This is a genomic window from Pseudomonas reactans (genome assembly GCF_013387025.1).
GTDB lineage: Bacteria > Pseudomonadota > Gammaproteobacteria > Pseudomonadales > Pseudomonadaceae > Aquipseudomonas > Aquipseudomonas reactans.
In genome coordinates this window covers 60729-85598 of the sequence record NZ_JACAQP010000011.1, presented here as the reverse complement: position 1 = coordinate 85598, position 24870 = coordinate 60729, and the positions used below count along the sequence as shown (strand labels likewise).

Here is a 24870-nt window from a genome sequence, read left to right as displayed (position 1 = left end):
CAAAGCTCCACGCAAGCGGCGATTGGGGCGCCTTCCTTTCAATCGGGTCAACAATAAGAAGTCCACGGCCCAGCTCGTTTTTTCGAAGCCTTTTCATGACTGCCTATCGTACTGCCCTTACTTCTGCCCATATCACTGCAATTCTGTTTGGCTTGACCGGTATTTTTGGCGCACTGATCCACGCCAGCGCCAGTGTGATCACCTTTGGCCGTGCAGCCTTTGCCTTGCTGGCCCTGGGGGTGTTCGCACATCTGCAGGACCGCGCGCTGCTGCGCGGCCTGAACCTCAGGAAACTCGGCATCTATGCCGTCTCAGGGCTGATGCTGGCCGCGCACTGGATCACGTTTTTTATTGCGATCAAGGTCGGTGGCGTCGCTGTCGCCACCTTGGGCTTTGCCAGCTTTCCGGCGTTTATCACCTTGCTCGACATGGCGGTGTTCCGCGACCGGCCGCGCCTGGCTGAAGCGCTGTTGTTGCTGTTGGTCACGCTCGGCCTGATACTGGTGACACCCTCGTTCGAGATCGCCAACCAAGGCACGGTCGGGCTGCTGTGGGGGATTGCCTCGGGGCTGTCGTTCGCCTTGCTGGCCATGACCAACCGCCGCGCAACCGATGGCCGAAATGGCGTGCAAGTGGTGTTCTGGCAGAACGCTACCGTGGCGCTGTTCATGGCGCCGGTTGCAGTGTTCGACCTGGTGGCGCTGGAGCCTGTCGACTGGCTCAACCTGGCCATTCTCGGCGTGCTCTGCACGGCGGTGTCCCAGGCGCTGTTCGTCAAAAGCCTCAAGGGTTTGAACGCCCGCAGCGCAGGCATGATCATTTCCCTGGAGCCGGTGTACGCGATTGCCTGCGCCTGGTGGCTGTTCCATGAAGCGCCGTCCTACCGGATGTTGGCAGGCGCGGCGTTGATCGTGCTGGCGATTGTGTTGTCGGCGCAGGGGGAGGGCGCCGCCCCTAAAGGCACCGCGCAGCCTGGCTAAGTGGTGTAGCAGTCACCGGCACCCATCCGGTAGCGGCGACACCAGATCCGAGCGTTTGCATCAAGCCGCAGGCCTGACCCGAAAAGCCAGGAACACCGGCCCCCCTGGAAACGTGCTGACCTCCAATTCATCCAGCGGGTTGAGCGTGCGTGTGCGGTTTCCGGCATTGCTGTACAGCGTATGGCTGCTCGATCCGGCGATGTTGATCTTGCCAGCTGCCGCCTGGATCAACGTGGCCCTGAAGCCTTCAGTCACATCGTCTCCCACTGTCAGCGTGACGTCCGTATTGCTGATAATCAGGATCGACTTGCCAGAATCCGCCATGCTCAGGGCTCTACTGCCGGTGATCGAGATATTGGTGTGCACATGCCCCCCGGCGTGATAACTGACCATCCGAGGGTCGGCAAAGACGCGGGCGAACGCCCCGACATAGTTGACGCTGGCGCGCATGTCATCGAACTGTTCCACCACGTAGGTACCAATGCTGCCGGTATCCGCTGCGTCGGCGTCCAGCGCCCATTTGCGGCCTACCATCAGTCCGATCCGGGTGTTGGCGCGTACGCCGGCACGCACCTCTTCGAGAAACAGCGTACCCACCTGGCCACCGCCGTTGCCTTGGGCATAGGTCAGCCGTGCGATGGAGTCGCTGTCACCGGTCGGGCTGCCTTGGGCGGTATTGACGCGGTAGTCGACACAATCCGCCGAAACGATGGTGGTGGTCGTGTTGGCGTCAGGCGTCCAAGTGAAATCCAAGGCTCTGCCGGTTTTGGCCTGCTCGAATGTGGTGGTGGGTTGGGAGGTGGTGGTAGAACCTGACTGCTTCAAATTGTCGTTCATGATGCTCATCCTTAAGTTATTTAACTGTACATAAATACAGTAGTCCGGATTTTTTCTTCGTGCGGTTTTACCGACGAACTGCACTCATGGATGAGGGCGTGTAGAGTGACCGGCAATTCCCCGGCAAAGGTGACCCAAGGATGTCGCAACCCGCAAAACCGCGAGGCAAGAACCAGGACACAGGCTGGCGCGGCTCGGTCGATGTGTGGCTGGACGCCGCCTACGCGGCCCTCAAAGAATCCGGTATCGACGCCGTGCGCGTGATGCCGCTGGCCAAGCAGTTGGGCCTGTCACGCACCAGTTTCTATTGGTTTTTCGAGGATCGTGAGCAACTGCTCGCCGCCTTGCTGACCCGTTGGCGCGACAAAAACACCGGCAACTTGGTGTACCAGTGCGAACGCTATGCCGAGAGTATTTCCGAGGCCATTCTCAACGTCTTCGAGTGCTGGTTGAACCCGGAACTGTTCGACTCGCAGTTCGAGTTTGCCGTACGCAGTTGGGCGATGCAGTCGGTGGAAGTCGCGGCCGAAATCGCGCAGGCCGATGACACCCGCATCAACGCCTTGACCGCGATGTTCCGGCGTTTTGGTTACGACGACGAGGCCGCCGATGTGCGTGCCCGGACCATCTACCTGACGCAGATCGGCTATATCTCGATGAACACCACCGAAGAGGTGGTGGTGCGGTTCCGGCGTATTCCCCAGTATGTCAGCGTGTTCACCGGCAAGGCCCTGAAGCGGCGTGAACTGGACCGTTTCTATGGGGCGTTTGGCTATGCCGAAACCACACCGGGGGTGTTTGAGCGTTTTTAAAGGTCCTTGACCAACCGCAACGCATCGTAGATCGCCGCATGGGTATTACGTGCGGCCACTGCATCACCGATCCGGAACAGCTGGAAGCGACCTTCAGGGTTCGTCACGATGTTCTGCGCGTTCCCGGCAATCAAGTCCTGCTGCTCGACCGCGCCGCCATTGCTGGAGTGCGCGCGCAACTCAAAGTACAGGTCATCCAGGGGAAGCGTGCCATGGTTGACCACCACCTGGTCGACCACCCGCTGCTTGCGCACCGCGCCGTAGTCACTGCCAAAACGCGCGACCAGCCGACCGTCGCGTTTCTCCACCGTTTCAACCCGATAGGTTACGGTAAAGGTCACGTCCAGGTCCTGCAGGCTGCGCATGTAGGGCACCAGGTTCATGGCCATGACTTCCGGGGCGAAGGCTCGGTCCGGAGTGACGATTTCGACGCTGGCGCCACTCTGCGCAATCACTTCGGCGGCTTGCAGCGCGGCGTGGTCGCCGGCGTCGTCGAAGATCAACACATGGCGCCCCGGTTTGACGTCGCCGGAAATGATGTCCCAGGTCGACACCACCAGTTCATTGCCCGCGGCCAGCACGTCGGTGTGCGGCAGGCCGCCGGTGGCGACGATCACCACGTCCGGCTCATGGGCCAGCACCGTCTCGGTTTCGGCCCAGGTGTTGAAGTGGAATTTCACGCCCAGGCGTTCGCACTGGGCCATGCGCCAGTCGATGATGCCGATCATCTCGCGACGCCGCTCGCTCAGGGCGGTCAGGCGGATTTGCCCGCCGGGCTGGTCCGCGGCTTCCAGCACTGTCACATCATGCCCGCGCTCACCGGCGACGCGTGCCGCTTCCAGCCCGGCCGGGCCCGTGCCGATGATCAGCACTTTGCGCTTCACCGCAGCCTTGGGAATCTCATGGGGCATGCTGGTTTCACGGCCGGTCGCCGCGTTGTGGATACAGTAGGCGGCGCCGCCCTGGTAGATGCGGTCCAGGCAGTAGTTGGCGCCGACGCAGGGGCGGATGTCTTCTTCACGCCGCTCGATGATCTTGCGCACGATATGCGGGTCGGTCATATGGGCGCGGGTCATGCCGACCATGTCCACCTTGCCCGACGCAATGGCGTAGCGCGCGGTGGCCACATCCGGGATTTTCGCTGCGTGGAAGGTGGGAAAGCCGGTGGACGCACGGATCTCGCCGGCAAAATCCAGGTGCGGCGAGTTGCGCATGCCCTGGATCGGAATCACGTCGGTCAGGCCCGCGTCGGTATCGATATGCCCACGCACCACGTTGAGGAAGTCCACCAGCCCGCTGTCCTTGAGCATATGCGAAACCTGCAGGCCTTCGCTGGCGGTGAACCCGCCCGGCAGTGCTTCGTCGCCGGTGTAGCGCACGCCCAGCAGAAAGTCTTCGCCGACGCGCTGGCGAATGCCGCGCAGAACGTCGAAGGTGAAGCGCATGCGGTTTTCCAGCGAACCGCCGTAAGGGCCGTCCAGCTCGTTGGTCAGCGGTGACCAGAACTGGTCCATCAAATGGCCGTAGGCTTGCAGTTCCAGGCCATCCAAGCCGGCGGCTTTCATGCGTTCGGCGGCGTCGACGTAGTCCTTGATGATCCGCTCGATGTCCCAGTCTTCCATCTTCTTTGGGAACGAGCGGTGTGACGCCTCGCGACGGTGCGACGGCGAGACCACCGGCAGCCAGTCGGCCTTGTCCCAGCGTGTACGACGGCCCAGGTGCGTCAGCTGGATCATCACCGCCGCACCGTGTTCGTGGCACTCATCGGTCAGGTCCTTCAACCAGCCGACCACTTCATCTTTGTAGGCCAGCACGTTGTTGAACACCGGCGGGCTGTCCCGCGATACGGCGGCGGAGCCTGCGGTCATGGTCAAGGCCACGCCGGCCTTGGCGCGCTCTACGTGGTAGGCGCGGTACAACGCCTGCGGCATGCCGTCCACCGGGTAGGCCGGTTCGTGGGCCGTGGTCATGATCCGGTTGCGCAGGGTCAGGTGCTTGATTGTGTAGGGCTGCAGCAGGGGATCGCTGGACATTATTCTGTGCTCCGTAGTGGGCATCATCAGGCTCGGCGATCTGAAATTAGGATAAATGTACATAGGTGTCAATAATGGTCGACACGCATGTACATTTCTATTGCGGTGCCCTGCAGTCGTCGCTAAGATCGGCCTCACCCCTTAGGAGGACGTCTGATGAATGCTCATGTGCACTATCGGAAAAAAGCCTGTGCCTACCTGCTCGGCCTTGCGCTGGGCGCCACTGCGGCGGTGACCCATGCAGAAGAAAAACCACCGGTACGCATCGGTTGGGTGAACTGGTCCGATACGGAAATCACCGTCAAGCTCGCCAGCACGGCGTTGCAGGAACATCTCAAGCAACCGGTCAAGCTGGTGATGGCCGATATCGGCATCCAGTTCCAGGCGCTGGCCAACGGCAATATCGACCTGATCCCGATGGTCTGGCTGCCCAGCACCCACAAGGCGTTCTACGACAAGTACAAGGACCGGCTTGAAGACCTCGGCGTGCTGTATGAAGGACGAATCGGCATGGCCGTACCCACGTCGGTGCCGGTCGCGGAAATCTCCAGCGTGGAAGACCTGAACAAACCCGGGATCCGCGAGAAGTTCGACGGCAAGATCTTTACCTCCGAAGTCGGCAACGGCCAGTACAAACTCACCGTCAAGGCGATCGAGGACTACAAGCTTGTGGGCTACAAACTGGTGGGGTCATCAGAGAGCGGCATGCTCAACGAGCTGGACCGCAACCTCAAGCGTGACAAGTGGTCATTGGTCAACGCCTGGAGCCCGCACTGGATGTTCTCCAAATGGTCGCTGCGCTACCTGGATGATCCCAAGCAGATTTTCGGCGGCGCCGAACAGATCCACGCCATGGCCCGCAAAGGCTTCAGCCAGGAGCATCCTGAAGTGGCGTACTTCTTTGCGCATTTCTCCATCCCCCAGGCTGACTTGGAAGCGTTGATGATGCAGGCACGGGAAAGCACCGCGGACAAGGCTGTGGCGGCGTATTACGCGGCGAACAAGGCGCGCTTTGAGGGGATGTTTAAATCGGGATTGGTTTCCCGATAGGCAGCCCTCGTCAGATTCACCGCAGCGCGCCGGGTTCACAACAGCAGGTCACTCCAGATCGACGTCGCTATCGGTGCTGGAAACGCGGCAGGGAGGCGATGCGCAATTTGGGTTCCTGCAGTCGCGCCAAATCCGTCGCAATCTGCGCCCGCCAAAAATGTGCGCCGGACAATTGCGCATCTACCCATGCCTGGCGCAGCAGCACTTTGGCTTTGTCGACCGAGCCGTAGTGAGCCTGGCGCAGGGTCATTTGTGCCTTGATGCGCAGCATCTGCGGCGCGAACCAGCGTTCGTGGCGACCGAGGGCCAATTGCAGGGTGTCTTCCAGCACTTCCAGAGCGAGTTTTTCCAGGCCCAGGCGCGCCAGGCCCAGGGCGTACTCACAGCGCAGCAGGCTGTAGAGTTGGCTGTCACCCTGGCCTTGCAGGTGATGCAGGGCTTCGCCCAGTTGCGGCACGCCGACTTCCGGGGAGCCTTCGCGGATCAGCAGGATACTCTCGAAACACAGGCGAAACTGCCGCCAGATGTGCAGGTCCTGGCCGGTGGTGCTGTCTTGCAGCAGGCCCAGGTAGTAGCGCACTTTCGGCAGGTTGGACGCCAGCAGGGCCAGGGGGATCGCACCCAGGCACAGGGTGTACCAAAGGGTCGCGGGGTGGTCGAGGGAAATGGCTTCGTCGACACAATGTCCCACCAAGCGCAGCGCCGGGTCGACATCGCCTTCGAGCAACTGCACCTTGGCCTTGAGGCAGCGCGCGGCGATGCGTTGGTCGAAGTGCACATCGATGATGTGCGAGCGCGGCGCCGACGGAGAGCCCAGGGCTTCGTCGATATTCTGCCGAGCGCCCAGTAGGTCGCCCATATGGAACAGCGCCACGGCGCGCATGCGCTTGCCGAGCAGTTGGTGGCTGCCGCTGCTGTTCAGGGCGATGTAGCGCTCGGCCAGCTCCAGTGCTTCGGTGTACTGGTTGCAGCCGCAGCGGTCGGTCCACAAACCCCACAGGGCGCGCAACTTGTGCTCGGCATCACCGAGGTCGCGGGCGTCTTCGCGCACCTGGCGCCAGGCTTCGCGCATTTCGCTGCCGGTGCCGTAGGTGAGCATCAGCACGCTGGCCAGGGCGGTCTGCAACAGCATGCGCTGGCGCAACGGCAGTGGGACGAGGCCGTCGCTGGCCAGGCCTTTGTCGACCCAGGTGCGGCACTCGCTGACCAGGGACAAACGCAACCACAGCGGTACGCCGCCCAGGGTCAGTTCGATGCCCAGGGGCAAGTCGCCGCTGGGCGAATAGGCCCATTCGAGCGCCGCGCGGATGGTGTTGATTTCCGGGCCGTAGAGCGCCAGCCAGGTTTCCGGCGACAGGCCGTCCAGGGTCTGCCCGGCTTCCTGCAACATACCGAGGGCATAGCGTGCATGGCGTTGGCAGGTTGAGCTGGTTTCGCCCTGTTCGCTGAGTTTTTCCAGGGCGTAGGCGCGGGTGGTTTCCAGCAGGCGATAGCGTTTGAGCGCCTTGGACTCACCGGCGATCAGCAGTGACTTGTCCATCAGGCTTTCGAGCAGGGGCAGGGCATTGCGCGGGTCGAGGCTGCTGCTGACGGTCATTGCCTTGACCGCTTCCAGGGTGAAGGAACCGGTGAACACCGCGAGCTGGCGCAGCATCGCCTGTTCATCGCCACTGAGCATGGCGTAGGTCCAATCCAGGGTGGCGCTCAGGGAGCGGTGGCGGGCGAGGGCAGTGCGTCGGCCGGTCATTTGCAGGCGAAAACTGCCGTCGAGCAGGCCCACCAGGTCCTGGATGCCAAAGGTGCGCACGCGGGCGGCGGCGATCTCGATGGCCAAGGCGTTGCTGTCGAGCTTGCGGCAGATCGCACAGGCCGCGGCGACATCGGCATCACCGAATACAAAGTCGGGGTCGAGGGCGCGCACGCGCTCCACAAACAGGCGCACGCCGGACCAGGCGAGGGCTTCGTGGGCGCTGAGGCTGGCGTGTGCGTCGGGCACTTGCAGCGGCGCCAGGTCGTGCACCCGTTCACCTTCGGCACGCAGCGGTTCGCGGCTGGTGGTCAGTACATGGCATTGGGGCGCGCTGCGCAGCAGGGTTTCCACGGCGTCGGCGGTTGCCGGCAGCACGTGTTCGCAGTTGTCCAGTACCAGCAGCAAGCGCCGGTTGGCCAGGCTGGCGGCCACGCCCTGCAGCGGGTCTTCGCTGACCGTCTGGATGCCCAGGGCGCTGGCGAGCATGCCGGCCACCCATTGCCCGCTGGTGGCGGGGGCCAGGTCGACAAAACAGCTGCCCAGGTTGAGTTCACTGGCCAGGCGTTGCGCCACGGCCATGGCCACGGTGGTCTTGCCGATGCCGCCGGGGCCGGTGAGGGTGACGAAACGCTGGGTCATGACCTGGTCGGCCAGGCTGGCGATCAAGGCGTCGCGGCCGATCACCTCAGCCGTCGACGTCGGCAGATTGGGCTCATCCACTCGCACATAAGGCACCGGCAGGTGCTCTTCACCGGCAGCCTGCACCGTGACCGGCGCGACAAAGCGATAACCCCGGCCCGGCACGGTGACGATGTAGCTGAAGTTGCCATCGTCACCCAGGGCCCGGCGCAACGCGACGATCTGCGCGCGCAGGTTGCATTCCTCCACCACCACCTTGGGCCAGGCGAAGGAGATCAGTTCGGACTTCTCCAGCAATTCGCCGGCACGGGTCACCAGGGCAATCAACAGGTAGAGCGCACGGCTGCCGAGGGTCACCGGCTCGCCGTTGCGCAGCAATACGTGCTGTCTTGCCAGGAGTAGAAAGGGACCGAAGCCAATGGTGCTGTCCGGGGTGGCCGGCGCGGGGTGGTCTGCGTCCAGGAAGGACACTGCGTGGTTCTTGCTCGAGCTCATCAAATCGTCCTTTTTATAGTCGGGCTTGTTTTCGGCGATCAGGCCGTTCGCCCTTTTTGGGGTGCAGATGTGCAGCAGCAGTCTTGGAAAGTTGATGTCGATCAAAAGGTCGGAAGGCCGCCCTCCTTTGGGGCGTGGTGGTTTTTATAGGTGGATCGCCGGCCATGCTTCAGGGGATGAGACTGTCTCAGAGCTGAAACATTTTATTACCAGAAACACGGATAAAGCAGAATGTATGCCAGTTGGCATGTAACAAACATGACAACAACCATATGAAATTTATGGTGATTTTTGCGGTCACCGGCGACGCGAAATCGCCTTCGTTCGGAAACACGAATATTTCTAATTGTGTCGTTCGGGATGCCGAATAAACCGCCGGGGTTTTGGCATTGTTTTATTGACTGTGTATCGAACTGTATCCCCGCACCATCCTGATACACCCGCATGACGTTCTATCGCGTTCGCGACACAGACCGGATACACGCCTGGCTTTAACTCTGCACACCAGCTGGCGCAGGCGGTCACCGACCCCAAGGCGCCCTGGCCACACTCAGTCAAGCCAGGAGACTCACCCCATGAAGCGTCCTTACGCAGCCCTCGCGGCAACCCTCGCCCTGTCCCTCAGCGCCTTCGCGGCCGTGGCCCATGCCGATGAACCCAAGCCCCAGGAAAAATGCTTCGGCGTGGCCCTGGCCGGTGCCAACGATTGCGCCGCAGGCGCTGGCACTTCGTGCGCCGCCACCTCCACCACCGACTACCAGGGCAACGCCTGGGTGCTGGTGGACAAAGGCACCTGCACCCAGATCAAGACCCCTAAAGGCTTCGGCAGCCTGACGGAGCAGCCGTGATCCAGCGCCTGCTCCCCGACGCGCTGCTGTTGCTGGTGGCGCGGGTGGCGATTGCGGCGGTGTTCTTCCTGTCGGGGCGCACCAAGGTCACGGGGTTGCTTGAACTCAAGCCGTCGACCTACACGCTGTTTCGTTCGGAATACGCCTTGCCGTTGATCCCGCCGGACTGGGCCGCGCACCTGGCGACTTACGCCGAGCACCTGTTCCCGCTGTTGCTGGTGCTCGGCCTGCTGACCCGTCCGGCCGCCGCCGCGCTGCTGGGCATGACCCTGGTGATCGAGGTGTTTGTGTACCCCGCCGCCTGGCCGGTGCACCTGACCTGGGCGGGCTTGTTGTTGCCACTGCTGGCGTACGGCGGTGGAGCCTGGTCGCTGGACCGCCTGATCTCAGGCAAACGTTCATAACTTTGATGGAGATTTCCAATGCGTATGCTTTCTTCCCTGGCCATTGCCATGGCCCTGACGGTTCCGATGCTGGCCCAGGCGGCCGATGCTCCGCAGCCCGGCACCGGTAAAAGCGTGGTGATCGTGCCCGGTTCGTTTGTCGACGGTTCCGGCTGGCGTGTGGTGCACGACATCCTGATTCACAAGGGCTACAAGGTCACCGTGGTGCACCAGGGCCACGAGAGCCTGGCCGCCGATGTGGCCGAGGCCCGCGAAGTACTGGAGCAGCAAGTCGGGCCGGTGGTGCTGGTGGGTCACAGCTCCGGTGGCGGGGTGATCTCGATTGCCGGCGACCGCGACAAGGTCAAGTCGCTGGTCTACGTCTCGGCGCTGCAGCCGGAAGTGGGCGAGAACATGGCCCAGTTGATCGGCTCGATGCCGGCGCCCAGCGATGACATCAAGGCCAGCCGCGACGGTCATCTGTTCTTCGATCGCACCAAATTCAACGCCGACTTTGCCGCTGACCTGACCACCAACCGCACCGACTTCATGGCCGCCTCCCAAGTGCCGGCAACCACCGCCTTGTTCGGCGGCACTGTGTGGGCTGCCGCCTGGCACAAGAAACCGACCTACGCGGTGGTGTCCACCGAAGATCGCGCCCTGAGCCCGGACCTGCAACGCTGGATGTACAAGCGCGCCGGTTCCAAGGTCACTGAAATCAAAGCCAGCCACTCGGTGTACATCTCCCAGCCTGAGGCTGTGGCGAAGGTCATCGAAGACGCTGCTTCCGTTATCAAGTAATTCACCCCAACCCCGGAGAAACACCCATGAACACTGCACTCAAATCCCGTCTGAGCCTCGCTGCCGCTGCTGCCCTGATCGCCATGGCTTCGGCTTCGTTCGCCACCGCTGCCAGCGCTGCTGATCAGCAGGAAAAACCCGGCCGTTGCTACGGCGTCAACACCTGCAAAGGCACCAGCCTGTGCGCCACCGCCAAGAACGACTGCAAAGGCCTCAACAGCTGCAAGGGCGAAGGCGTGATCGTCAAGACCCCGTCCGAGTGCCTCAAGGCCGGCGGCACCCTGACTGAACCGAAGTAATCCACCCGGCGGGCCCCTTGCGGGCTCGCCACTTATTCTTTGCGGAGATCCGCCATGTCGACATCCAACCCGCACTTTTCAGGCTATGGCCTGGGCCTGCGCAAGGAGCATTACTGCGACTTCCTGGAGACCTCGGTGCCCGTGGATTTCGTCGAAGTGATCTCCGAAAACTTCATGGTCGCGGGCGGTCAGCCCCGGCATATCCTGCGTCAGGTGCGCGAGCGCTACCCGGTGGCGCTGCACGGCGTGTCCATGTCCATCGGCACCGCCGAAGGGCTGGACGGGGATTACTTGAAGCGCCTCAAGTCGCTGGTAGACGAAGTTGAACCGCTGTTTGTGTCCGACCACTTGAGCTGGTCGCGCAGCGGGGGATTCAATTCCCATGACTTGTTGCCAGTGCCCTACACCGACGAAGCCCTGGACCGAGTCTGCGCCAACATCCATCAAGCCCAGGACGCATTGGGCCGCACGATGTTGTTTGAGAACCCGTCGAGTTACCTGGCGTTCGAAGGCGCCTCCATGGCCGAGTGGGAATTTATCGCGGCCATGGCCCAGCGCACCGGCTGCGAGTTGCTGCTGGACGTCAACAATGTGTTCGTCAGTGCCAGCAACCACGGTTTCGACGCCCTGGCGTTTCTCAAGGGTATTCCCGCCGAACGTGTGCGCCAGGTGCACCTGGCCGGCCACAGCCAGGGTCGCGACATTTTGATCGACAGCCATGACAGCCCGGTGTGCGCCGGCGTCTGGGAACTGTACGCCCAGGCCATGACGCGGCTAGGGCCGGTGGCGACCATGATCGAGCGCGACGATGAAATCCCGCCGCTTGCCGAGCTGCTCCAGGAATTGGCCATGGCCCGGACGTTGGGAGCGCAACGATGAACCTGGCACAGCTACAACAGACTTTTCGCAGCTGGTTGGTGAGTGCGTCGGATGAATCCGCGCAGGCGCTGGGCAATCATCACGCCGGCCTGGCGGTGTACCAGAACAACTACCGTGCGCAGTTGGTGGGTTGCCTGGAACAGGCGTTTCCCAACCTGCGCCGGTGGGTCGGGGAGGAAGCCTTCCTGGCCGCAAGCATCACCCATATCGACCGCCATCCGCCTCACGCCTGGACGCTGGACGCGTACCCGGAGGGCTTCTATGCCACCTTGAAGGACGTATTCCCGCGCAACCCCGATGTGCATGAACTGGCCTGGATCGAGTCGGCCCTGAATGAAGCCTTTGTCGCCGCCGATGCACAGCCGTTGGCCATGGAGGCCTTGGCCGAGCTGGATTGGGACAGGGCTATGTTGCAACTGACGCCGTCGTTGCGCTGCCACGCCCTGACCACCAATGCCGAGGCCATCTGGTCGGCGCTGTGGCAGGAAGCGGCCGCGCCGGAAGCGGTGATGCTGGAACAGGCGGGGGGCTTGCTCGTGTGGCGTCGGCAGTTCACGTCGCGTTTACGCCAAGTGGATGCGCTGGAGCTACTGGCCGTGCAACAGCTGCAGGCCGACGGCAGTTTCGCCGGGCTGTGTGAGTTCCTGGTGCAGCGCCTGGGGGAAGAAGCGGGTGTGATGCAGGCAGGGGAATACCTGGCCGGTTGGCTGGGCAGTGAATTAATAGTGGGAGTCAGTCATGTTTGATCGTCGTGGTTTTTTGCTGCTGGCGGCGGTGGTCATGGCCGCGCCGGCGTTGGCCGTGCAACAGGTGAGCACCGATGACCAGGAGATCCGTTATGAACAGTTTGGGCCGGAGGAGGGCCGGGCGATCATGTTGCTGGGGGCAGATGTCAGGGCGTTCTCCGAGGTGGCGGCGCCGCTGGCTGCCCAGGGCTTTCGGGTGATCGTACCGTACTTGCGCACGGCAGACGACGCTGTGCTTGGCCAGGATGTGCTCGATCTGATGAATGCGCTGCACATCCCCGAAGCGGTGTTCGCCGGTGCGCAGCAGGGCGCACGGATCGCTGCGCGGGCCGCGACGTTGAAGCCGAGCCGCTGTGTCGGGCTGGTCACGCTGAACACCGCACCCCAGGCGGGTTTTGCGCAAGCCGTGGGGTTGATGGCCAGTACCGGGCACTGGCGTTGAGGGTCAGCCGATCAACTCGACCCGGCCACTGTGCAACCTGTAGATACCGCCGACAATGTGCAGTTTGCCAGCGGCCAGGGCGTCCGCCAGCAGCGTCGACTCGGCCTTGAGCCGCGCCACCGTGTCGCTGACATTTTGCGCAATGGCGTTCGCAAGCAGATCGCCAGGCGCTTTCAAGACCTTGCGCACCGACGGCTTGAACGCGTCTGCCAGGCCCTGGATCTTGCCGGGGAACGTGGCGTTGTCCTTGGTGGCTTTCACCCCGGCGGCAAGGGCGCCGCAGCTGTCGTGCCCGAGCACCATGATCAACGGCGTGCGGAGCACCGCCACCGCGTATTCGAGGCTGGCGAGCCCGTCGTCGGTCACGAAGTTACCCGCCACCCGTACGGCAAACAGGTCGCCAAGGCCGGTATCGAAGGCGTATTCCGGAGTAATCCGTGAATCAGCGCAGCTCAGGACCGCTACGAACGGATTCTGCCCGCCCTCCAACGCCTCGCGCTCGCTCATGAATTCATGGCGCTTGGTGACGCCTTCGGCATAGCGACCGTTGCCTTCCATCAACCTGGCCAGGGCTTGTTGTGGGTTGAGGTTATTGGCCGCCTTCGGTGCCGGCGAGGCGTGTGCGAGCGCTGCAGGTAACGCGCCCGTGAGCATCAGGGCGCCAGCGCCGACCGTAGCAAGGCGTAGGAATTGTCGACGGTCATGGGTCAGGGGTGGCTGCTTTAGCATGGGCGGCGCTCTCCGGTTCGTTAAGAGAAGAAACGCCAAGGGTGCAAAGAATGGTCGGGGGGAGATGTAGGTGCTGTCCGTTTTTTGTCGGGAATCGCGTGGGCATCAACATGAAAATTCTGACAGCCAGGCCATCGGCCACTGAAAAAAAAACGGTCTACCCGTAATCTAGGGGTCTTTGTCACCTGCGCGGATAGTCCATGTCTTCTGTTGCCGATGGGTTGCCCCTCAATAAACGCCTGCCGGCTGTGATGGCGATCTCCCTGGGGATCGGCATGGCGACCCTGGACACGGCCATCGTCAACACGGCCTTGCCGACCCTGGCCGAGGGGATTGGCACCGATTCCGCCTCGGTGATCTGGGTGGTGAACGCCTACCAGTTGGCGATCATCGCCACGGTGTTGCCGTTTGCGTCCCTCAGTGATGTGCTGGGGCATCGCCGGGTGTATCTCGGTGGGTTGCTGCTGTTTATTGTCTCGTCGCTGTTTTGCGGGCTGGCCGGCTCGCTGGTCACCCTGACGGCGGCGCGGGTGGTGCAGGGGCTGGGCGCGGCGGCGATCATGAGCGTGAACACGGCGCTGCTGCGGCATATCTACCCGTCAAAAATGCTCGGTCGGGGGCTGGGTTACAACTCGCTGGTGGTGGGACTGGCGTTTACCCTGGGGCCGACCGCCGCATCGGCGATTCTGTCGGTGGCGACCTGGCACTGGCTGTACCTGATCAACGTGCCCTTGGGTTTGCTGGCGCTGGCGTTGGGCCTGCGCTCGTTGCCGACCCTGCCGATGACCGGGCATGCCTTCGATCGTCTTGCCGCGTTGTTGTGCGCGGGGCTGTTTGCGTTGTTGGTGTTGGGTTTGGGCACGGCGGTGCATGGCGCCCAGGGTGCGTTGACCTTGGCCCTGATCGCGGTGGCGCTGGTGTGCGGCGCGTTGTTGTTGCGGCGCCAGGCCGGGCACCCGGCGCCGATGCTGGCGCTGGACCTGTTCAAGCGCCCGGTGTTTGCCTTGTCTTCCCTCACTGCCATTTGCGCGTTCAGCGCCCAGGGCCTGGCCTTTGTGTCGCTGCCGTTCCTGTTGCAGGCGGTGCTGGGGCATAGCCAGGTGGAAACCGGCTTCCTGATGACGCCGTGGCCTGCGGTTGTGGCGGTAATGGCGCTGGTGGCGGGGCGCCTGGCCGACCGGGTGAACCTGGGCGTGCTGTGCGGCATCGGCCTGTTGATGCTCAGCGTGGGCATGGCCGCACTCGCGACCCTGGGCAGCGGCGCGTCGGCGTTTGATATCGGCTGGCGCATGGCGCTGTGTGGCGCGGGCTTCGGCTTCTTTCAGTCGCCCAACCTCAAGGCGTTGATGACCAGCGCGCCGTTGGCCCGCAGCGGCGGGGCCAGTGGCATCGTGGCGATTTCGCGGTTGTTGGGGCAGACGCTGGGCGCATCGTTGGTGGCCTTGTGTTTTCACCTGTCCCTGGGCAGCGGGCCGCAATATGCGCTATGGCTGGGCTGCGGATTTGCCTTGGTCGGGGCCGTGGCCAGTGGTCTGCGGTTGTTTCCCTATGGGAAAAAGGGCTGATTAGCGCTACCGTGGCGACCTGAATATTTCGGGATGTTTCCAGATTTATGTCCAGCCTGGCCCTTCGCACCGCTGATACCCACTCCCGCCGCGCCGCGCTGACCCTGGCGTTATGCCTGCCCAGCGACGTGTTGCTCTACCTGCTGCTGCCGATGGAATCCCAGGCCTTCGGCATCACCCTGGCCCAAGCCGGCGTGCTGCTGGCGGCCAACCGCCTGGTGCGGATTTTCGGCTACCGCCATGTGCTGAATTTCTACGCGCGTAACGGCGACCGCCTGACCTGCATGATCGCCGCCGGCGCCGCCACCCTGTGCGCCGTGGGCAACTCGCTGCTGTCCGGCTTCGCCGCCTTGCTCTGCCTGCGCCTGGTGTGGGGCCTGTGTTTTGCTGCGTTGAACCTCTCGACCCAAGTGCTGGCCACCTCGGAACCTGCCGGCGCCGCACGCCGGGCCGGGCGTTCCCGTGCGCTGATCGCCCTGGGGCCGATGCTGGCGTTGCCCCTGGGCGGCTGGCTGACATTGATGGCTGGGCCGCGTCCGATCTTTCTGATTCTGGCTGGCTGCTGCCTGGTGGGCTTGTGGATGGCGCGCGGCTTGCCTACGGTCGGGCATGATTTGCACAGCACGCCGGGGCGCCGCTTCAAATGGCCGGACAGCGTGGCGATGTGGTCGTTTATCGAGGGGGTGGCGCTGGACGGCCTGTTTATCTTCGGCCTGTCGATCCAGGCGCAGAAGCTGCTGGGCGGCGATGCGGTGCTGATCGCCGGTGGCCTCATGGCGCTGCGGTACGTCTCGGAAATGCTCCTGAGCCCACTGGGCGGTCGCGCGGCCCAGCGGTTTGGCGCGACCTCGATGCTGTTGCTGTTTTCGTTCCTGAGTGCCCTGGCCCTGACCGCATTCGGCAGCTACTGGGTGATTGTCGGCGCGGCGGCGGTGCTGGTGTTGCGTGCGCTGCAACTGCCGCTGGTGACGACATTGGTCGCCGAGCGCAACCCCGGTTCGATGCGCGTGTCGGCGCTGGCCTCGAACGCCGTGTGGCGCGATATCGGCGCCGGCCTCGGGCCCTTGCTCGCCGGCTTGTTGCTGCCGATCGCCTCGGCGCCCTGGGTGTTTGGCCTGGCCGGTGCGGCCATTGCCGTCAGCGCGGTCTTCTGCTGGCGGGCAAAAATTTCCAACTGACCATGTGAGGGTGTGCGTGTCTCATCAAGAAAACTTCGTAGGCGTGCTGGACATGGCGTATCGACACTGGACCGGCCAGGGACTGCCGGCCCCCGACCACCTCGACCCGCAACAGCGCCTGGCCTGGCTGCACCGCGACGCGCCCTACAGCCTGCTCGCCCATGACGGCGCCGCAGACCCGCGCTTTACCTACGTGAACGACTGCGCGTTGCAGTGCTTCAAATACCCGCGCGAGCGCTTCATCGGCATGCCCTCACGCTTCAGCGCCTCGGAACTCGACCGCGCCGCACGCCAGGTACTGCTGGAGCAAGTCACCGCCAACGGCATCGCCGCCGGTTACAGCGGCTGGCGCGTAGATGCCTTTGATCAGCCCTTCATGATCCACGCCGGGGTGGTGTGGACCCTGCTCGACGATGCAGGCCAACCCTGCGGCCAGGCCGCGCTGTTCTGGCCCGACGAGCAACGCATTGGCGTGCTGGCCTAAGCGCTTTTAAACGCGTCCAGCCAGGCGGGGTCGAACCGGGTCTGCTCGGGATCGATCCCCAACGCCTGCATCTTGGCCTTATGCGCCTCGACCTCAGCGACCAGTTGCACCTGGGCGCTGGAGTTGGCGTCCAGCTCATGCATCTGCGTCAGGCCCAAGTGATAAAAACGCAGCACCTTGATCGCCGTCGGGTCATTCGCCTGCACCCGTTCAGTGACCTTGTGCATTACGTTGGTCACGCTCATCAGGTTGCGCTTGAGCTGCCAGCCATACACCGCCGCCGCCAGCCACGGCTGAGACCAGAACGGACTGCGCACCAGCGCCACCGTGATCAACACCCCGGCGAACACACCGCCGACATTAAAGCGGAAATTATCCCCGCCAGGCTCGCCAAACAACATCACCGCCAGGCTCGACAGCAACATCGCCAAGGCCAGGAACAGCACCGCCACAATCAACGTGCTGCGCCGGGTTTGTTGACGGAAGGTGACAGGGTCGCAGGGTTTGAGCTCGAACATCCGGTTCATGCCTCCAGAAGGGGCGCGCATCATCTCACGCCTGGGCAAACAAGTTGAACGATGGCGCACGGCGGTTTCTCTAAACCTGTGTAGACCCCTTCGAGGTGAACCATCATGTCCGACTACAACCAGCCACCGCCCGGCACCCCAAACCCTGACCGCACACCCGGAGAAGAAGAGCGCGACAACGACGCGTTGCGCCCCAACGACCCGGCGGAGCGTCAGGCCGACGACGTGGAACGCGTCGAGGAAGACCTGGAGAACCTGCACGACAGGGCCCGCCCGCTCTGAACGAGGAGAACGCCGTGAGTAACACACCCAAAGGCCCGGCTTCGGGCGAGCATTCCAGTGGCAAGGATGAGTTGGGGTTTGACCCGGATTCGCCGGATGTGGCGGATCCGCAGGTGGACCCGGTGGGGCCGGCGATTGCGCCGTTGGATAAGGAGAAGAAGGATAGGGAGGGGAGGAAGCCGCCTTATGATCCGTTGGGCGACTTGAAGCCTTGAGTCTGTGCGACCCTCCAACACGACGACCCAACCCCCCTCACGATCAACTCGCCGCATAAGGTAAAGAGTTGACCTGTACCTGTCAGTCACTGACCATTGGTCGCCCACGCAAAGCCAGTGGTCTTGACGACAGGATGCCCCATGCAGCGAATCATCATTCTCGGCAATTCAGGCAGCGGCAAATCCACCCTGGCCCGTCTGTTGGGCAAGCGCTTGGGGCTGCCGATAGTCCACCTGGACCGGCTGTTCTGGGAGCCAGGCTGGGTTGAGCCCGACGCAGAACAGTTCCGTTCCCGGGTTCGCAACGCGGTGGCAACGGATAACTGGGTATGCGAAGGAAACTACGCCCGTCGCACCTTTGACCTGCGCCTTGAGCGTGCCGACCTGATCATCTGGCTGGACACCCCACGTCTCACCTGTTTCCTGCGAGTACTGATGCGCAGCGCATTGAACCGCCCCCGCCCCGACATGCCTGACGGCTGTAGCGAGAAGCTCGACCGGGGGTTCCTGACCTTCCTGCGCTACGTGTGGAATTTCGACCGTAACTCGCGCCCAGGCATCGAGAGAACGCGCCTGGCGGTGGGGCCACAGGTGCTGACTGTCCACTTGCAAAATCGCCGGCAAATAGAGGCGTTTCTCGAGGGTTTTCCAGCCTCGCCGCCAGTGTTTTATGCCAAATCAGGGAGTACGGATGAACCAGACGGAGATTCAACCGATCACACACCTACCGCCACAGATCGCTGATCTTGAGAAGGCGGCGGTGGCTGAGGGCTTCAGGTTTCTTACCCGATTGATCTCGGAGTGGCATTCAGGCGTCAATCGCTTCGATGCGCCTGGAGAGTGCCTGATGGCCGCGTATTTGAACGAGCGACTGGTGGGGATCGGGGGGCTTTCAGTTGATCCGTATGCTGGGGCCAGTGTCGGAAGGTTGCGACGTTTGTACGTGGTGCCTAGTTCTAGGGGGCAGTATGTTGGTCAGAGGCTGGTGAACGCGCTGCTTGTTCATGCTGCTTTGCACTTTAGAAGCGTGAGGCTTTATACCGACACCGCTGGTGGAAGCGTGTTTTACCTGCGCTGTGGCTTTGTGCGGGTAGAGGATGGGTATGAGACGCATAGGATGGATTTGGGCAATGACTGATGTTGATGGCTTTCGGTCAATAGCGGACGGCGAAAGAAATCATCACATGGTCATTGCTGAGTTTGGTAGTCCCACAGTGATTGAGGCCGTAAAATTACTGATCCTGAGAGGTTGTTCTGGTTGGCGTAGTTACTGCTTCAATCGCTTTAGTAAACTCGTCCGGTTTAGCTAGTACTTTTGTTGGGTTCGCTGTGGCGTAGACCTTGGCCTCAATCTCTAAGCGAGATATTTCCGTCTTCAACCGTTGATTGACGTAGTCCTCACATGCTTTTTCTAATGGTGTATACATGTCTTTTGCTGCATTTTGTGCCTTTCCTCTAAAGCCGGAAGTTTGAAGGATGTCCGTACAAACAAACATAGAGTTTACATTTTCAAGGCTGGCATTTGTGGTTGCTACTAGTTTCAGAATTGCATCAGTGATGGTTGTAATGTTCGTCTGAGTTTGCCCCACGGACTCGGGTGTTTCTGCTTGCTCAACGTGTACGTTGCCGCTAGCGTTGGACTGGCTTCGCTGGGCATCTTTGAGGTCTTTCTTAAGCGCATCAATTGTTTTTGTCAGTTCTTGAGACTTTTCTGATTTTTTGTCTTCTTGATCAGCCAGTTCAGCCTCCATTTCGGTAACTTTATTTTGTTTGTTAACTAAGCCTGAGGCGTAAGACTCTGCGCGTGTCGTAATCTTTACATTAGGAGACTTTATGACGCCGGTTAATTGCTCGATAGCCATTAATGCAATTGTATTCTGTTGGTTTTTTGCGAGCAATGTTTGGTAGCTATAAGAAGAAAGACCTTCATTGGCATAGGCTTGACAGATGCTGTAAAGCTGATCGCGCAACAATTGAATTGATTGAGTTCTTAAGCCTATACTTGCAGCGTTCTCAGAATAAGCGGCCGCCACGTTAACCCCGGCTTTAGTTTCCCCGCTAAGACTTGCGGCAAGAGCTGTTAGAGCATCTGGGCTGGGTTCGGAGCAGGTAATCTTTCTTGTGTATGCCGTCGTCCCATTGAACTCTTTCTTTTCGGTAACAATAGCAAGACGCTTATCAGCTTCGAGTTCTTTGTAATACGTTAAGTAGTTGCATCCTGCGAGGGACGAGCAGATGAGGCAAGTCGAAACGAGCTTGGAAATCATATTTTTCCTTGAACGCTTGAACGGCGGCGATGGCTTTGTGATGGCAATTATGGTCGTGAATTGACTTTCCGCCAGTTACTAGCGACGGTCGAAGTCAGGCCGTTGCTAACCGCCCCATTGCGACCATTCGCAGGAGCCACCAGAATCGGGGGACTTCTGTTGGTGAGGTGACGCATGGTGAGGATTGATGTATCAGAAGAAGCCGACTGGACGCTTTTCGAGGACGTGGCCCGGGTTCTTGAGCAAGGGCTGGGAGGTTGCTGGAAAGAGAGGCTCGATGGTCAAGACCAGCGCTACTGGGATCTGTTGGTAGGTGAACACACGCTCACCCTGCACCTTGAACACTATTTAGGCATTTCAGTGGTCATTTCCGATGGTGCAGATGACATCGCTCGAAGAGCATGTGAGTTGCTCAAGCAGCCTCCTTGCGGGTAAGCCCGCTCCAACAAAGATCACATCTGATCTAGACGGCGGCAGTGGGTCGATTTCTGCCTGTAGCCACCGTCAGCTTTTGGCCGAAAGCCGTCGTTCGTGAGTGACAGCTCTCGGCCCAGAGTGTGTAAAAACACCAACCGCGCTATCGCTGCCGAATTAAATGGGAAGGAATGCCAACGTTTCAAGGTCGATCTCAGCGTAGCTCCCCAAATCCCCCTTGTAGAGCTTGATCCTAGAGACCCCAAACTCCGTCTGCAAGAAAGCGACGAGCTGTCTAAGGTTGCCGTTGGCATGCGCCCTGGTCGGACTTACGACAGTCGCACAGCTTGGTTCGTCGTCGTAAGTTCTGATCAGGAACATATCCCCATCGCTCTGCACGCTGTAATTATGACCACGGTACTCATACCCTAAATCATGGTCGACATCGTCAAAACGGGTAGATTTCACTATCTTCACAGCAGCATCCAACATTCGAGTTCCACAAGAGGATCGTCTCGTGAAGCGCTTTATTCAAGGGGAGCATAGAGGTCAAGGCACCTTACTTCCCGAAAGCCTCGACGACTACGTCAACGATACCAACCCGGTACGTATAGTCGACGTCTTCGTCGACGAACTCGACCTGGTCAATTTGGGCTTCGACGGTGCTATTCCTGCTGATACGGGCCGACCTGCTTACCACCCTGAGGTCCTGTTGAAGATCTATATCTATGGCTATCTCAACCGTATCCAATCGAGCCGACGCCTGGAGCGAGAAGCTCAACGCAACGTTGAGCTGATGTGGTTGACGGGGCGTTTGATGCCGGATTTCAAGACCATCGCCAACTTCCGAAAAGACAACAGCAAGGCCATCCGAGGCGTCTGTCGTCAGTTCGTCGTGCTCTGTCAGTAGCTCGGATTGTTCGGAGAAAACCTGGTTGCCGTCGACGGCAGTAAATTCAAGGCCGTCAACAATCGTGACCGCAACTTCACTAGCGCCAAACTAAAGCGACGAATGGAAGAAATTGAATCGAGCATCAGCCGCTACCTGACCGAGCTTGATGCTGCGGATCGACAAGAACCCACAGCCTCCAAATCCAACGCCGTGCGGTTGGAAGAGAAGATCGCCAAGCTGAGGACGCAAATGAAAGAGCTTCAAGCGATTGAAACTCAGCTCAACGAATCACCGGATAAACAGGTCTCACTGACCGATCCAGACGCCCGTTCCATGATGACGCGCGGCACTGGAATCGTCGGTTACAATGTGCAGGCAGCGGTCGATACCCAGCACCATTTGATCGTTGCCCATGAAGTTACCAACGTCGGCTCCGACCGCGATCAACTCAGCTCGATGGCCAAGCAGGCCCGCGAGGCTATGGCGTCAGATACCTTGTCGGTAGTGGCTGACCGAGGTTACTTCAAAGGCGAACAAATCCTGGCATGTCACGATGCAGGCATCACCGCCTATGTGCCTAAGCCGATGACCTCTGGAGCCAAGGCTGACGGGCGTTTCAATAACGATGCCTTCCACTATGACGCGGCAAAAAACGAATACATTTGTCCCGCTGGAGAGGCGTTGATCTGGCGCTTTTCCAGCGTTGAAAAAGGCCTGAAGTTGCACCGTTACTGGAGTTCTAATTGCCAGGGATGCATGCTGAAATCGAAGTGCACACCAAGCAAGCAACGGCGAGTTCGGCGATGGGAACATGAAGCCGTATTGGAGGAAATGCACAACAGGCTGGGCAACGCGCCGGACATGATGCGAGTCCGCAAGCGTACGGTCGAGCATCCCTTCGGGACACTCAAGCAATGGATGGGCGCCACACATTTTCTGACCCGAAAGTTGGCCGGAGTAAGTGCGGAGATGAGCTTGAACGTCCTCGCCTACAACTTTAAGCGAGTCATAAAAATTCTCGGTACCAGCGGGTTAATGAAGGCGCTGTCGGCCTGAAGAGGTCTGTATTTTGGCCATCCAGCGGCGCTATGGGCTCCCAGGCCGTCGTGATGGTCCGTAGGACTTGTTCTGAGCAATTACCCCGCTAACAACCGTCAGCGCTGCGCACCGACAGTGCATCAGCGCGTTTTTACACACTCTGGGCCAGAAGCGGTCATTTAGGCAGAAAAACTCCGCCCACTAACCCCGCTTTTTGACCGGCATAGGCCAATGCTTCAGCCCTTCCTCAGCATACTTGCTAACGCCTGTGTCGAACTGCTGTGCCAAAAGCTCCAACGCTACCTTAGAATCGCCAGAGCCAATACGCGCTAATGCATAAGCGCACTTGCGCTGAAACTCTTCCAGGTTGCCCCACCTGATCAGGTACTCGAGATTCTTCTGCGCGGCTTGCGCAATCGCGTACGTCGCGCAGCTATCCCCGATTAGCCCCAACTCAAAAACGATATCTTCATGCTCTTCATGCCAGTCTTCCAACAGGAGCTTCGCCAAAAGTGGCGCAGCTATTTGTGCGTCGACGCCGGCGAGTGCAGCCCAGAAGGCCGCACTGTCTTTGGCTCGCAAGGCGAACTCGGCTTTCTCATACGGCCCGCTCATGGGAACGTTGCTCCTGGCTATAAACAGATGTGTGGAAAATTGCAGGGTGCGGATTTATATCGCCCACTCTAATCCATTGCCGTCGTCCGAGTTGAACCCTCGGGTGCTTTCGATCATTTCGCGCGGGAAAGGCGGAAAAGGGGACAGATTTATTTTTCCAGATACCGCCGGCGCTGGGGTTGGTCAGCGGGCGATCCTGACTTCGAGATTGACCCTCGGGTAAGTCTGGACGAAGCGTCGCAGGATATCGCTGAGGAAATGTTCCCCAAAGTCTTCTTGAAGCGCGCCGGTTTAGCTTTCACGTAGGGTCTGAAAGATGCCGTCGTTCAGCTCCAGCAACCGGCGGGCATTGCTGAGCAGTGTTTCTCCCTTAGGGGTTTATGCATCGCCTGTACGGATGGCCGAAAGGCGTCATTTACGAATAGCCGCGACTGCCCAGAAAACCCCGCCTCACCCAGCGGGGCTTTCCCCCCTCACTTCGGCGCCACCCACGTCACCTCCGTAATCCCAAACTTCTCCGCCCACGGTCGGGTCGTCTTCTTCACTTGCTCATGCCCAACCCGCCCCACGCGGCTCACATGGGCGATATCGGCATCCACCGCCGCCCAGTGCCAGGCTTCGGCGTTGTTCATCACTTCGGCGCGCACCACAAAGGATTTTGGCTTGCCGTGCAGCTGATAATTGATGGTGTAGATTTTTGCGGTACTCATGTTGCCTCCCTGTGTTGTTATAGATGGATAGGGCAGCGTTCAAAAAGGTTCATTCAAAATGACAATCTGCACATCGGCGCGGCATAGTGTCGCCTCTATCCCGCGCCCAAGGATTGCTCCATGTCACTGTTGACCCATAGCCGCCTCTATCTGCAACGCCTGGGCTATGACTCGCCGCCAGCGCCGACCTTGCACACCTTGCGGGAGCTGCAACTGCGCCATGTGTGCACCTTTGCCTTCGAGAACCTGTCGAGCCTGATGCGCCTGCCGGTGCCAATCGATTTGGCCAGCGTCGAGCAGAAAGTGCTGCTGGAGGGGCGAGGTGGGTATTGCTACGAGTTGAACCAGATGTTCCTGGCGTTGTTGCAGGAACTTGGCTTTGACGCGCGTGGCATCACCGGGCGGGTGGTGATGGGTGGGCCGCCGGATGCGCGTACGGCGCGGACTCATCGTTTGAGCCTGGTGACGTTGGATGGCGTGCGCTATATCACTGATGTCGGCTTTGGCGGCATGGTGCCCAGCAGTCCGCTGCGGTTGGACACCGAGGCGGTGCAGGCCACGGCGCATGAGCCTTATCGGTTGACCTTCGACGGGCAGGGCAGTTACACCCTGTGGGCGCACGTGGCCGAGGAGTGGCGCGGCCTGTATGTGTTCGATCTGCAGGTGCAGGCGGCCATCGATTATGAAATCGGCAACTGGTATGTCTCCACCCATCCGGACTCGGTATTTGTTGGCCAGTTGAAAGTCGCGCGCTTGGCTGCGGGTAAGCGCCATACCCTGAACAACGCCCATTATGCGATTCACTACCTGGACCGGCCGAGTGAAAAGCACGCCCTCGCCAGTGCCGACGAGGTGTTGCAGGTATTGACTGAAACCTTTGGGATTCGCGTGCCGGTCACGCCGGCGCTGCGCACTGTCCTTGATGGCTTGGTGATGGCCAACTGATAGAAGTGTTGAGTT

The 24870-nt window shown here is 60.7% G+C and carries 28 protein-coding genes and 2 pseudogenes; 20 read left to right on the top strand and 10 right to left on the bottom strand.

The features are described 5' to 3' along the window. Positions 1–95 precede the first annotated feature (95 nt). Entirely contained in the window at positions 96–980 is an 885-nt protein-coding gene (locus tag HX793_RS14355) for a DMT family transporter (RefSeq protein ID WP_177095665.1), read from the top strand. A gap of 60 nt (positions 981–1040) precedes the next feature. Here HX793_RS14355 and HX793_RS14350 read toward each other — a convergent pair whose 3' ends face one another. Next, the gene (locus tag HX793_RS14350) at positions 1041–1817 is read right to left on the bottom strand and encodes a hypothetical protein (protein ID WP_177095667.1); all 777 of its coding nucleotides are present in this window, start codon (positions 1815–1817) and stop codon (positions 1041–1043) included. A 140-nt stretch (positions 1818–1957) separates the two neighbouring features. Between HX793_RS14350 and HX793_RS14345 the strand changes: the two genes are divergently transcribed. Then, positions 1958–2629, top strand: coding sequence for a TetR/AcrR family transcriptional regulator (locus tag HX793_RS14345; RefSeq protein WP_177095669.1), 672 nt, complete (start codon positions 1958–1960; stop codon positions 2627–2629). Here HX793_RS14345 and HX793_RS14340 read toward each other — a convergent pair. Next, positions 2626–4662 carry an NADH:flavin oxidoreductase gene (locus HX793_RS14340; RefSeq protein ID WP_177095671.1) on the bottom strand — a complete coding sequence of 679 codons (2037 nt, stop codon included), beginning with the start codon at positions 4660–4662 and terminating at the stop codon, positions 2626–2628. The two genes, HX793_RS14345 and HX793_RS14340, sit on opposite strands and share 4 nt — an antisense overlap. Positions 4663–4818: 156 nt before the next feature. Between HX793_RS14340 and HX793_RS14335 the strand changes: the two genes are divergently transcribed. Then, positions 4819–5712 (top strand): glycine betaine ABC transporter substrate-binding protein, encoded by an 894-nt coding sequence (locus HX793_RS14335; protein WP_177095673.1) that lies wholly within the window; start codon positions 4819–4821, stop codon positions 5710–5712. A gap of 67 nt (positions 5713–5779) precedes the next feature. Here HX793_RS14335 and HX793_RS14330 read toward each other — a convergent pair whose 3' ends face one another. Further along, complete coding sequence (locus HX793_RS14330) at positions 5780–8596, bottom strand: ATP-binding protein (RefSeq protein ID WP_177095674.1); 2817 nt, start codon at positions 8594–8596, stop codon at positions 5780–5782. Between the two features lie 575 nt (positions 8597–9171). Between HX793_RS14330 and HX793_RS14325 the strand changes: the two genes are divergently transcribed. The 7 genes from HX793_RS14325 to HX793_RS14295 are packed head-to-tail and all read left to right on the top strand — an operon-like array spanning position 9172 to position 12994. Then, positions 9172–9444 carry a BufA1 family periplasmic bufferin-type metallophore gene (locus HX793_RS14325; RefSeq protein ID WP_010209548.1) on the top strand — a complete coding sequence of 91 codons (273 nt, stop codon included), beginning with the start codon at positions 9172–9174 and terminating at the stop codon, positions 9442–9444. After that, positions 9441–9848 carry a DoxX family protein gene (locus tag HX793_RS14320; protein WP_177095676.1) on the top strand — a complete coding sequence of 136 codons (408 nt, stop codon included), beginning with the start codon at positions 9441–9443 and terminating at the stop codon, positions 9846–9848. Before HX793_RS14325 ends, HX793_RS14320 begins: the two co-directional genes overlap by 4 nt. A gap of 18 nt (positions 9849–9866) precedes the next feature. Next, the gene (locus tag HX793_RS14315; protein ID WP_010209550.1) at positions 9867–10628 is read left to right on the top strand and encodes an alpha/beta fold hydrolase; all 762 of its coding nucleotides are present in this window, start codon (positions 9867–9869) and stop codon (positions 10626–10628) included. Between the two features lie 26 nt (positions 10629–10654). Next, complete coding sequence (bufA2, locus tag HX793_RS14310) at positions 10655–10927, top strand: BufA2 family periplasmic bufferin-type metallophore (RefSeq protein WP_016979675.1); 273 nt, start codon at positions 10655–10657, stop codon at positions 10925–10927. A 54-nt stretch (positions 10928–10981) separates the two neighbouring features. Continuing rightward, on the top strand, positions 10982–11806 hold the full coding sequence (gene bufB, locus HX793_RS14305; RefSeq protein WP_177095678.1) for an MNIO family bufferin maturase: 825 nt from the start codon (positions 10982–10984) through the stop codon (positions 11804–11806). Then, complete coding sequence (locus HX793_RS14300; RefSeq protein ID WP_177095680.1) at positions 11803–12552, top strand: HvfC/BufC N-terminal domain-containing protein; 750 nt, start codon at positions 11803–11805, stop codon at positions 12550–12552. Before bufB ends, HX793_RS14300 begins: the two co-directional genes overlap by 4 nt. Further along, complete coding sequence (locus HX793_RS14295; RefSeq protein WP_028616818.1) at positions 12545–12994, top strand: alpha/beta fold hydrolase; 450 nt, start codon at positions 12545–12547, stop codon at positions 12992–12994. Before HX793_RS14300 ends, HX793_RS14295 begins: the two co-directional genes overlap by 8 nt. Positions 12995–12997: 3 nt before the next feature. Here the strand turns inward: HX793_RS14295 and HX793_RS14290 are convergent, their stop codons facing one another. Continuing rightward, positions 12998–13723, bottom strand: a complete 726-nt coding sequence (locus tag HX793_RS14290) for a carbonic anhydrase (RefSeq protein WP_028616817.1) — start codon at positions 13721–13723, stop codon at positions 12998–13000. Positions 13724–13923: 200 nt separating this feature from the next. Between HX793_RS14290 and HX793_RS14285 the strand changes: the two genes are divergently transcribed. From HX793_RS14285 to HX793_RS14275, 3 genes are read left to right on the top strand one after another with little or no spacing between them, the layout of a single operon-like run. Then, positions 13924–15288, top strand: coding sequence for an MFS transporter (locus HX793_RS14285; RefSeq protein ID WP_177095683.1), 1365 nt, complete (start codon positions 13924–13926; stop codon positions 15286–15288). 47 nt (positions 15289–15335) lie between these two features. Then, on the top strand, positions 15336–16466 hold the full coding sequence (locus HX793_RS14280; RefSeq protein WP_016979669.1) for an MFS transporter: 1131 nt from the start codon (positions 15336–15338) through the stop codon (positions 16464–16466). Between the two features lie 43 nt (positions 16467–16509). Further along, positions 16510–16950, top strand: a complete 441-nt coding sequence (locus HX793_RS14275; RefSeq protein ID WP_177095697.1) for an MEKHLA domain-containing protein — start codon at positions 16510–16512, stop codon at positions 16948–16950. On the opposite strand, the gene HX793_RS14270 is transcribed toward HX793_RS14275, so the two are convergent. After that, the gene (locus HX793_RS14270) at positions 16947–17468 is read right to left on the bottom strand and encodes a DUF3087 family protein (protein WP_177095699.1); all 522 of its coding nucleotides are present in this window, start codon (positions 17466–17468) and stop codon (positions 16947–16949) included. The two genes, HX793_RS14275 and HX793_RS14270, sit on opposite strands and share 4 nt — an antisense overlap. A 114-nt stretch (positions 17469–17582) precedes the next feature. Between HX793_RS14270 and HX793_RS14265 the strand changes: the two genes are divergently transcribed. The 4 genes from HX793_RS14265 to HX793_RS14250 all read left to right on the top strand — a co-directional run bounded on the left by HX793_RS14265 (position 17583) and on the right by HX793_RS14250 (position 19112). After that, a complete protein-coding gene (locus HX793_RS14265) occupies positions 17583–17759 on the top strand; it encodes a hypothetical protein (RefSeq protein ID WP_177095685.1) in 177 nt (58 codons plus the stop codon). Between the two features lie 14 nt (positions 17760–17773). Then, entirely contained in the window at positions 17774–17974 is a 201-nt protein-coding gene (locus HX793_RS14260; RefSeq protein ID WP_177095688.1) for a DUF6021 family protein, read from the top strand. Between the two features lie 141 nt (positions 17975–18115). Beyond that, positions 18116–18718: a P-loop NTPase family protein gene (locus tag HX793_RS14255; RefSeq protein WP_256354448.1), complete on the top strand. Its 603-nt coding sequence runs from the start codon at positions 18116–18118 to the stop codon at positions 18716–18718. Continuing rightward, the gene (locus HX793_RS14250) at positions 18666–19112 is read left to right on the top strand and encodes a GNAT family N-acetyltransferase (RefSeq protein WP_177095690.1); all 447 of its coding nucleotides are present in this window, start codon (positions 18666–18668) and stop codon (positions 19110–19112) included. The genes HX793_RS14255 and HX793_RS14250 overlap by 53 nt, the downstream gene beginning before the upstream one ends. Before the next feature lie 94 nt (positions 19113–19206). On the opposite strand, the gene HX793_RS14245 is transcribed toward HX793_RS14250, so the two are convergent. Continuing rightward, entirely contained in the window at positions 19207–20241 is a 1035-nt protein-coding gene (locus tag HX793_RS14245; RefSeq protein ID WP_178905516.1) for a hypothetical protein, read from the bottom strand. 174 nt (positions 20242–20415) lie between these two features. On the opposite strand from HX793_RS14245, the gene HX793_RS14240 reads away from it, so the two are divergent. Beyond that, on the top strand, positions 20416–20676 hold the full coding sequence (locus tag HX793_RS14240) for a DUF3630 family protein (protein WP_177095064.1): 261 nt from the start codon (positions 20416–20418) through the stop codon (positions 20674–20676). Positions 20677–20832: 156 nt separating this feature from the next. On the opposite strand, the gene HX793_RS14235 is transcribed toward HX793_RS14240, so the two are convergent. Then, entirely contained in the window at positions 20833–21147 is a 315-nt protein-coding gene (locus tag HX793_RS14235) for a hypothetical protein (protein ID WP_177053850.1), read from the bottom strand. 25 nt (positions 21148–21172) lie between these two features. Between HX793_RS14235 and HX793_RS14230 the strand changes: the two are divergent. Next, positions 21173–22603: pseudogene (locus HX793_RS14230) on the top strand (IS1182 family transposase). Positions 22604–22786: 183 nt separating this feature from the next. Here HX793_RS14230 and HX793_RS14225 read toward each other — a convergent pair. The 3 genes and pseudogenes from HX793_RS14225 to HX793_RS14220 form a co-directional block, all read right to left on the bottom strand. After that, positions 22787–23200 carry a hypothetical protein gene (locus tag HX793_RS14225; RefSeq protein WP_177095066.1) on the bottom strand — a complete coding sequence of 138 codons (414 nt, stop codon included), beginning with the start codon at positions 23198–23200 and terminating at the stop codon, positions 22787–22789. Positions 23201–23386: 186 nt separating this feature from the next. Then, a pseudogene (locus tag HX793_RS31290) lies at positions 23387–23578 on the bottom strand (LysR family transcriptional regulator); the annotation flags it as partial. A 95-nt stretch (positions 23579–23673) separates the two neighbouring features. Next, a complete protein-coding gene (locus HX793_RS14220) occupies positions 23674–23910 on the bottom strand; it encodes a DUF6555 family protein (RefSeq protein ID WP_016979650.1) in 237 nt (78 codons plus the stop codon). A 120-nt stretch (positions 23911–24030) separates the two neighbouring features. On the opposite strand from HX793_RS14220, the gene HX793_RS14215 reads away from it, so the two are divergent. Beyond that, positions 24031–24855 carry an arylamine N-acetyltransferase family protein gene (locus HX793_RS14215; protein WP_177095068.1) on the top strand — a complete coding sequence of 275 codons (825 nt, stop codon included), beginning with the start codon at positions 24031–24033 and terminating at the stop codon, positions 24853–24855. Positions 24856–24870: the final 15 nt, after the last annotated feature.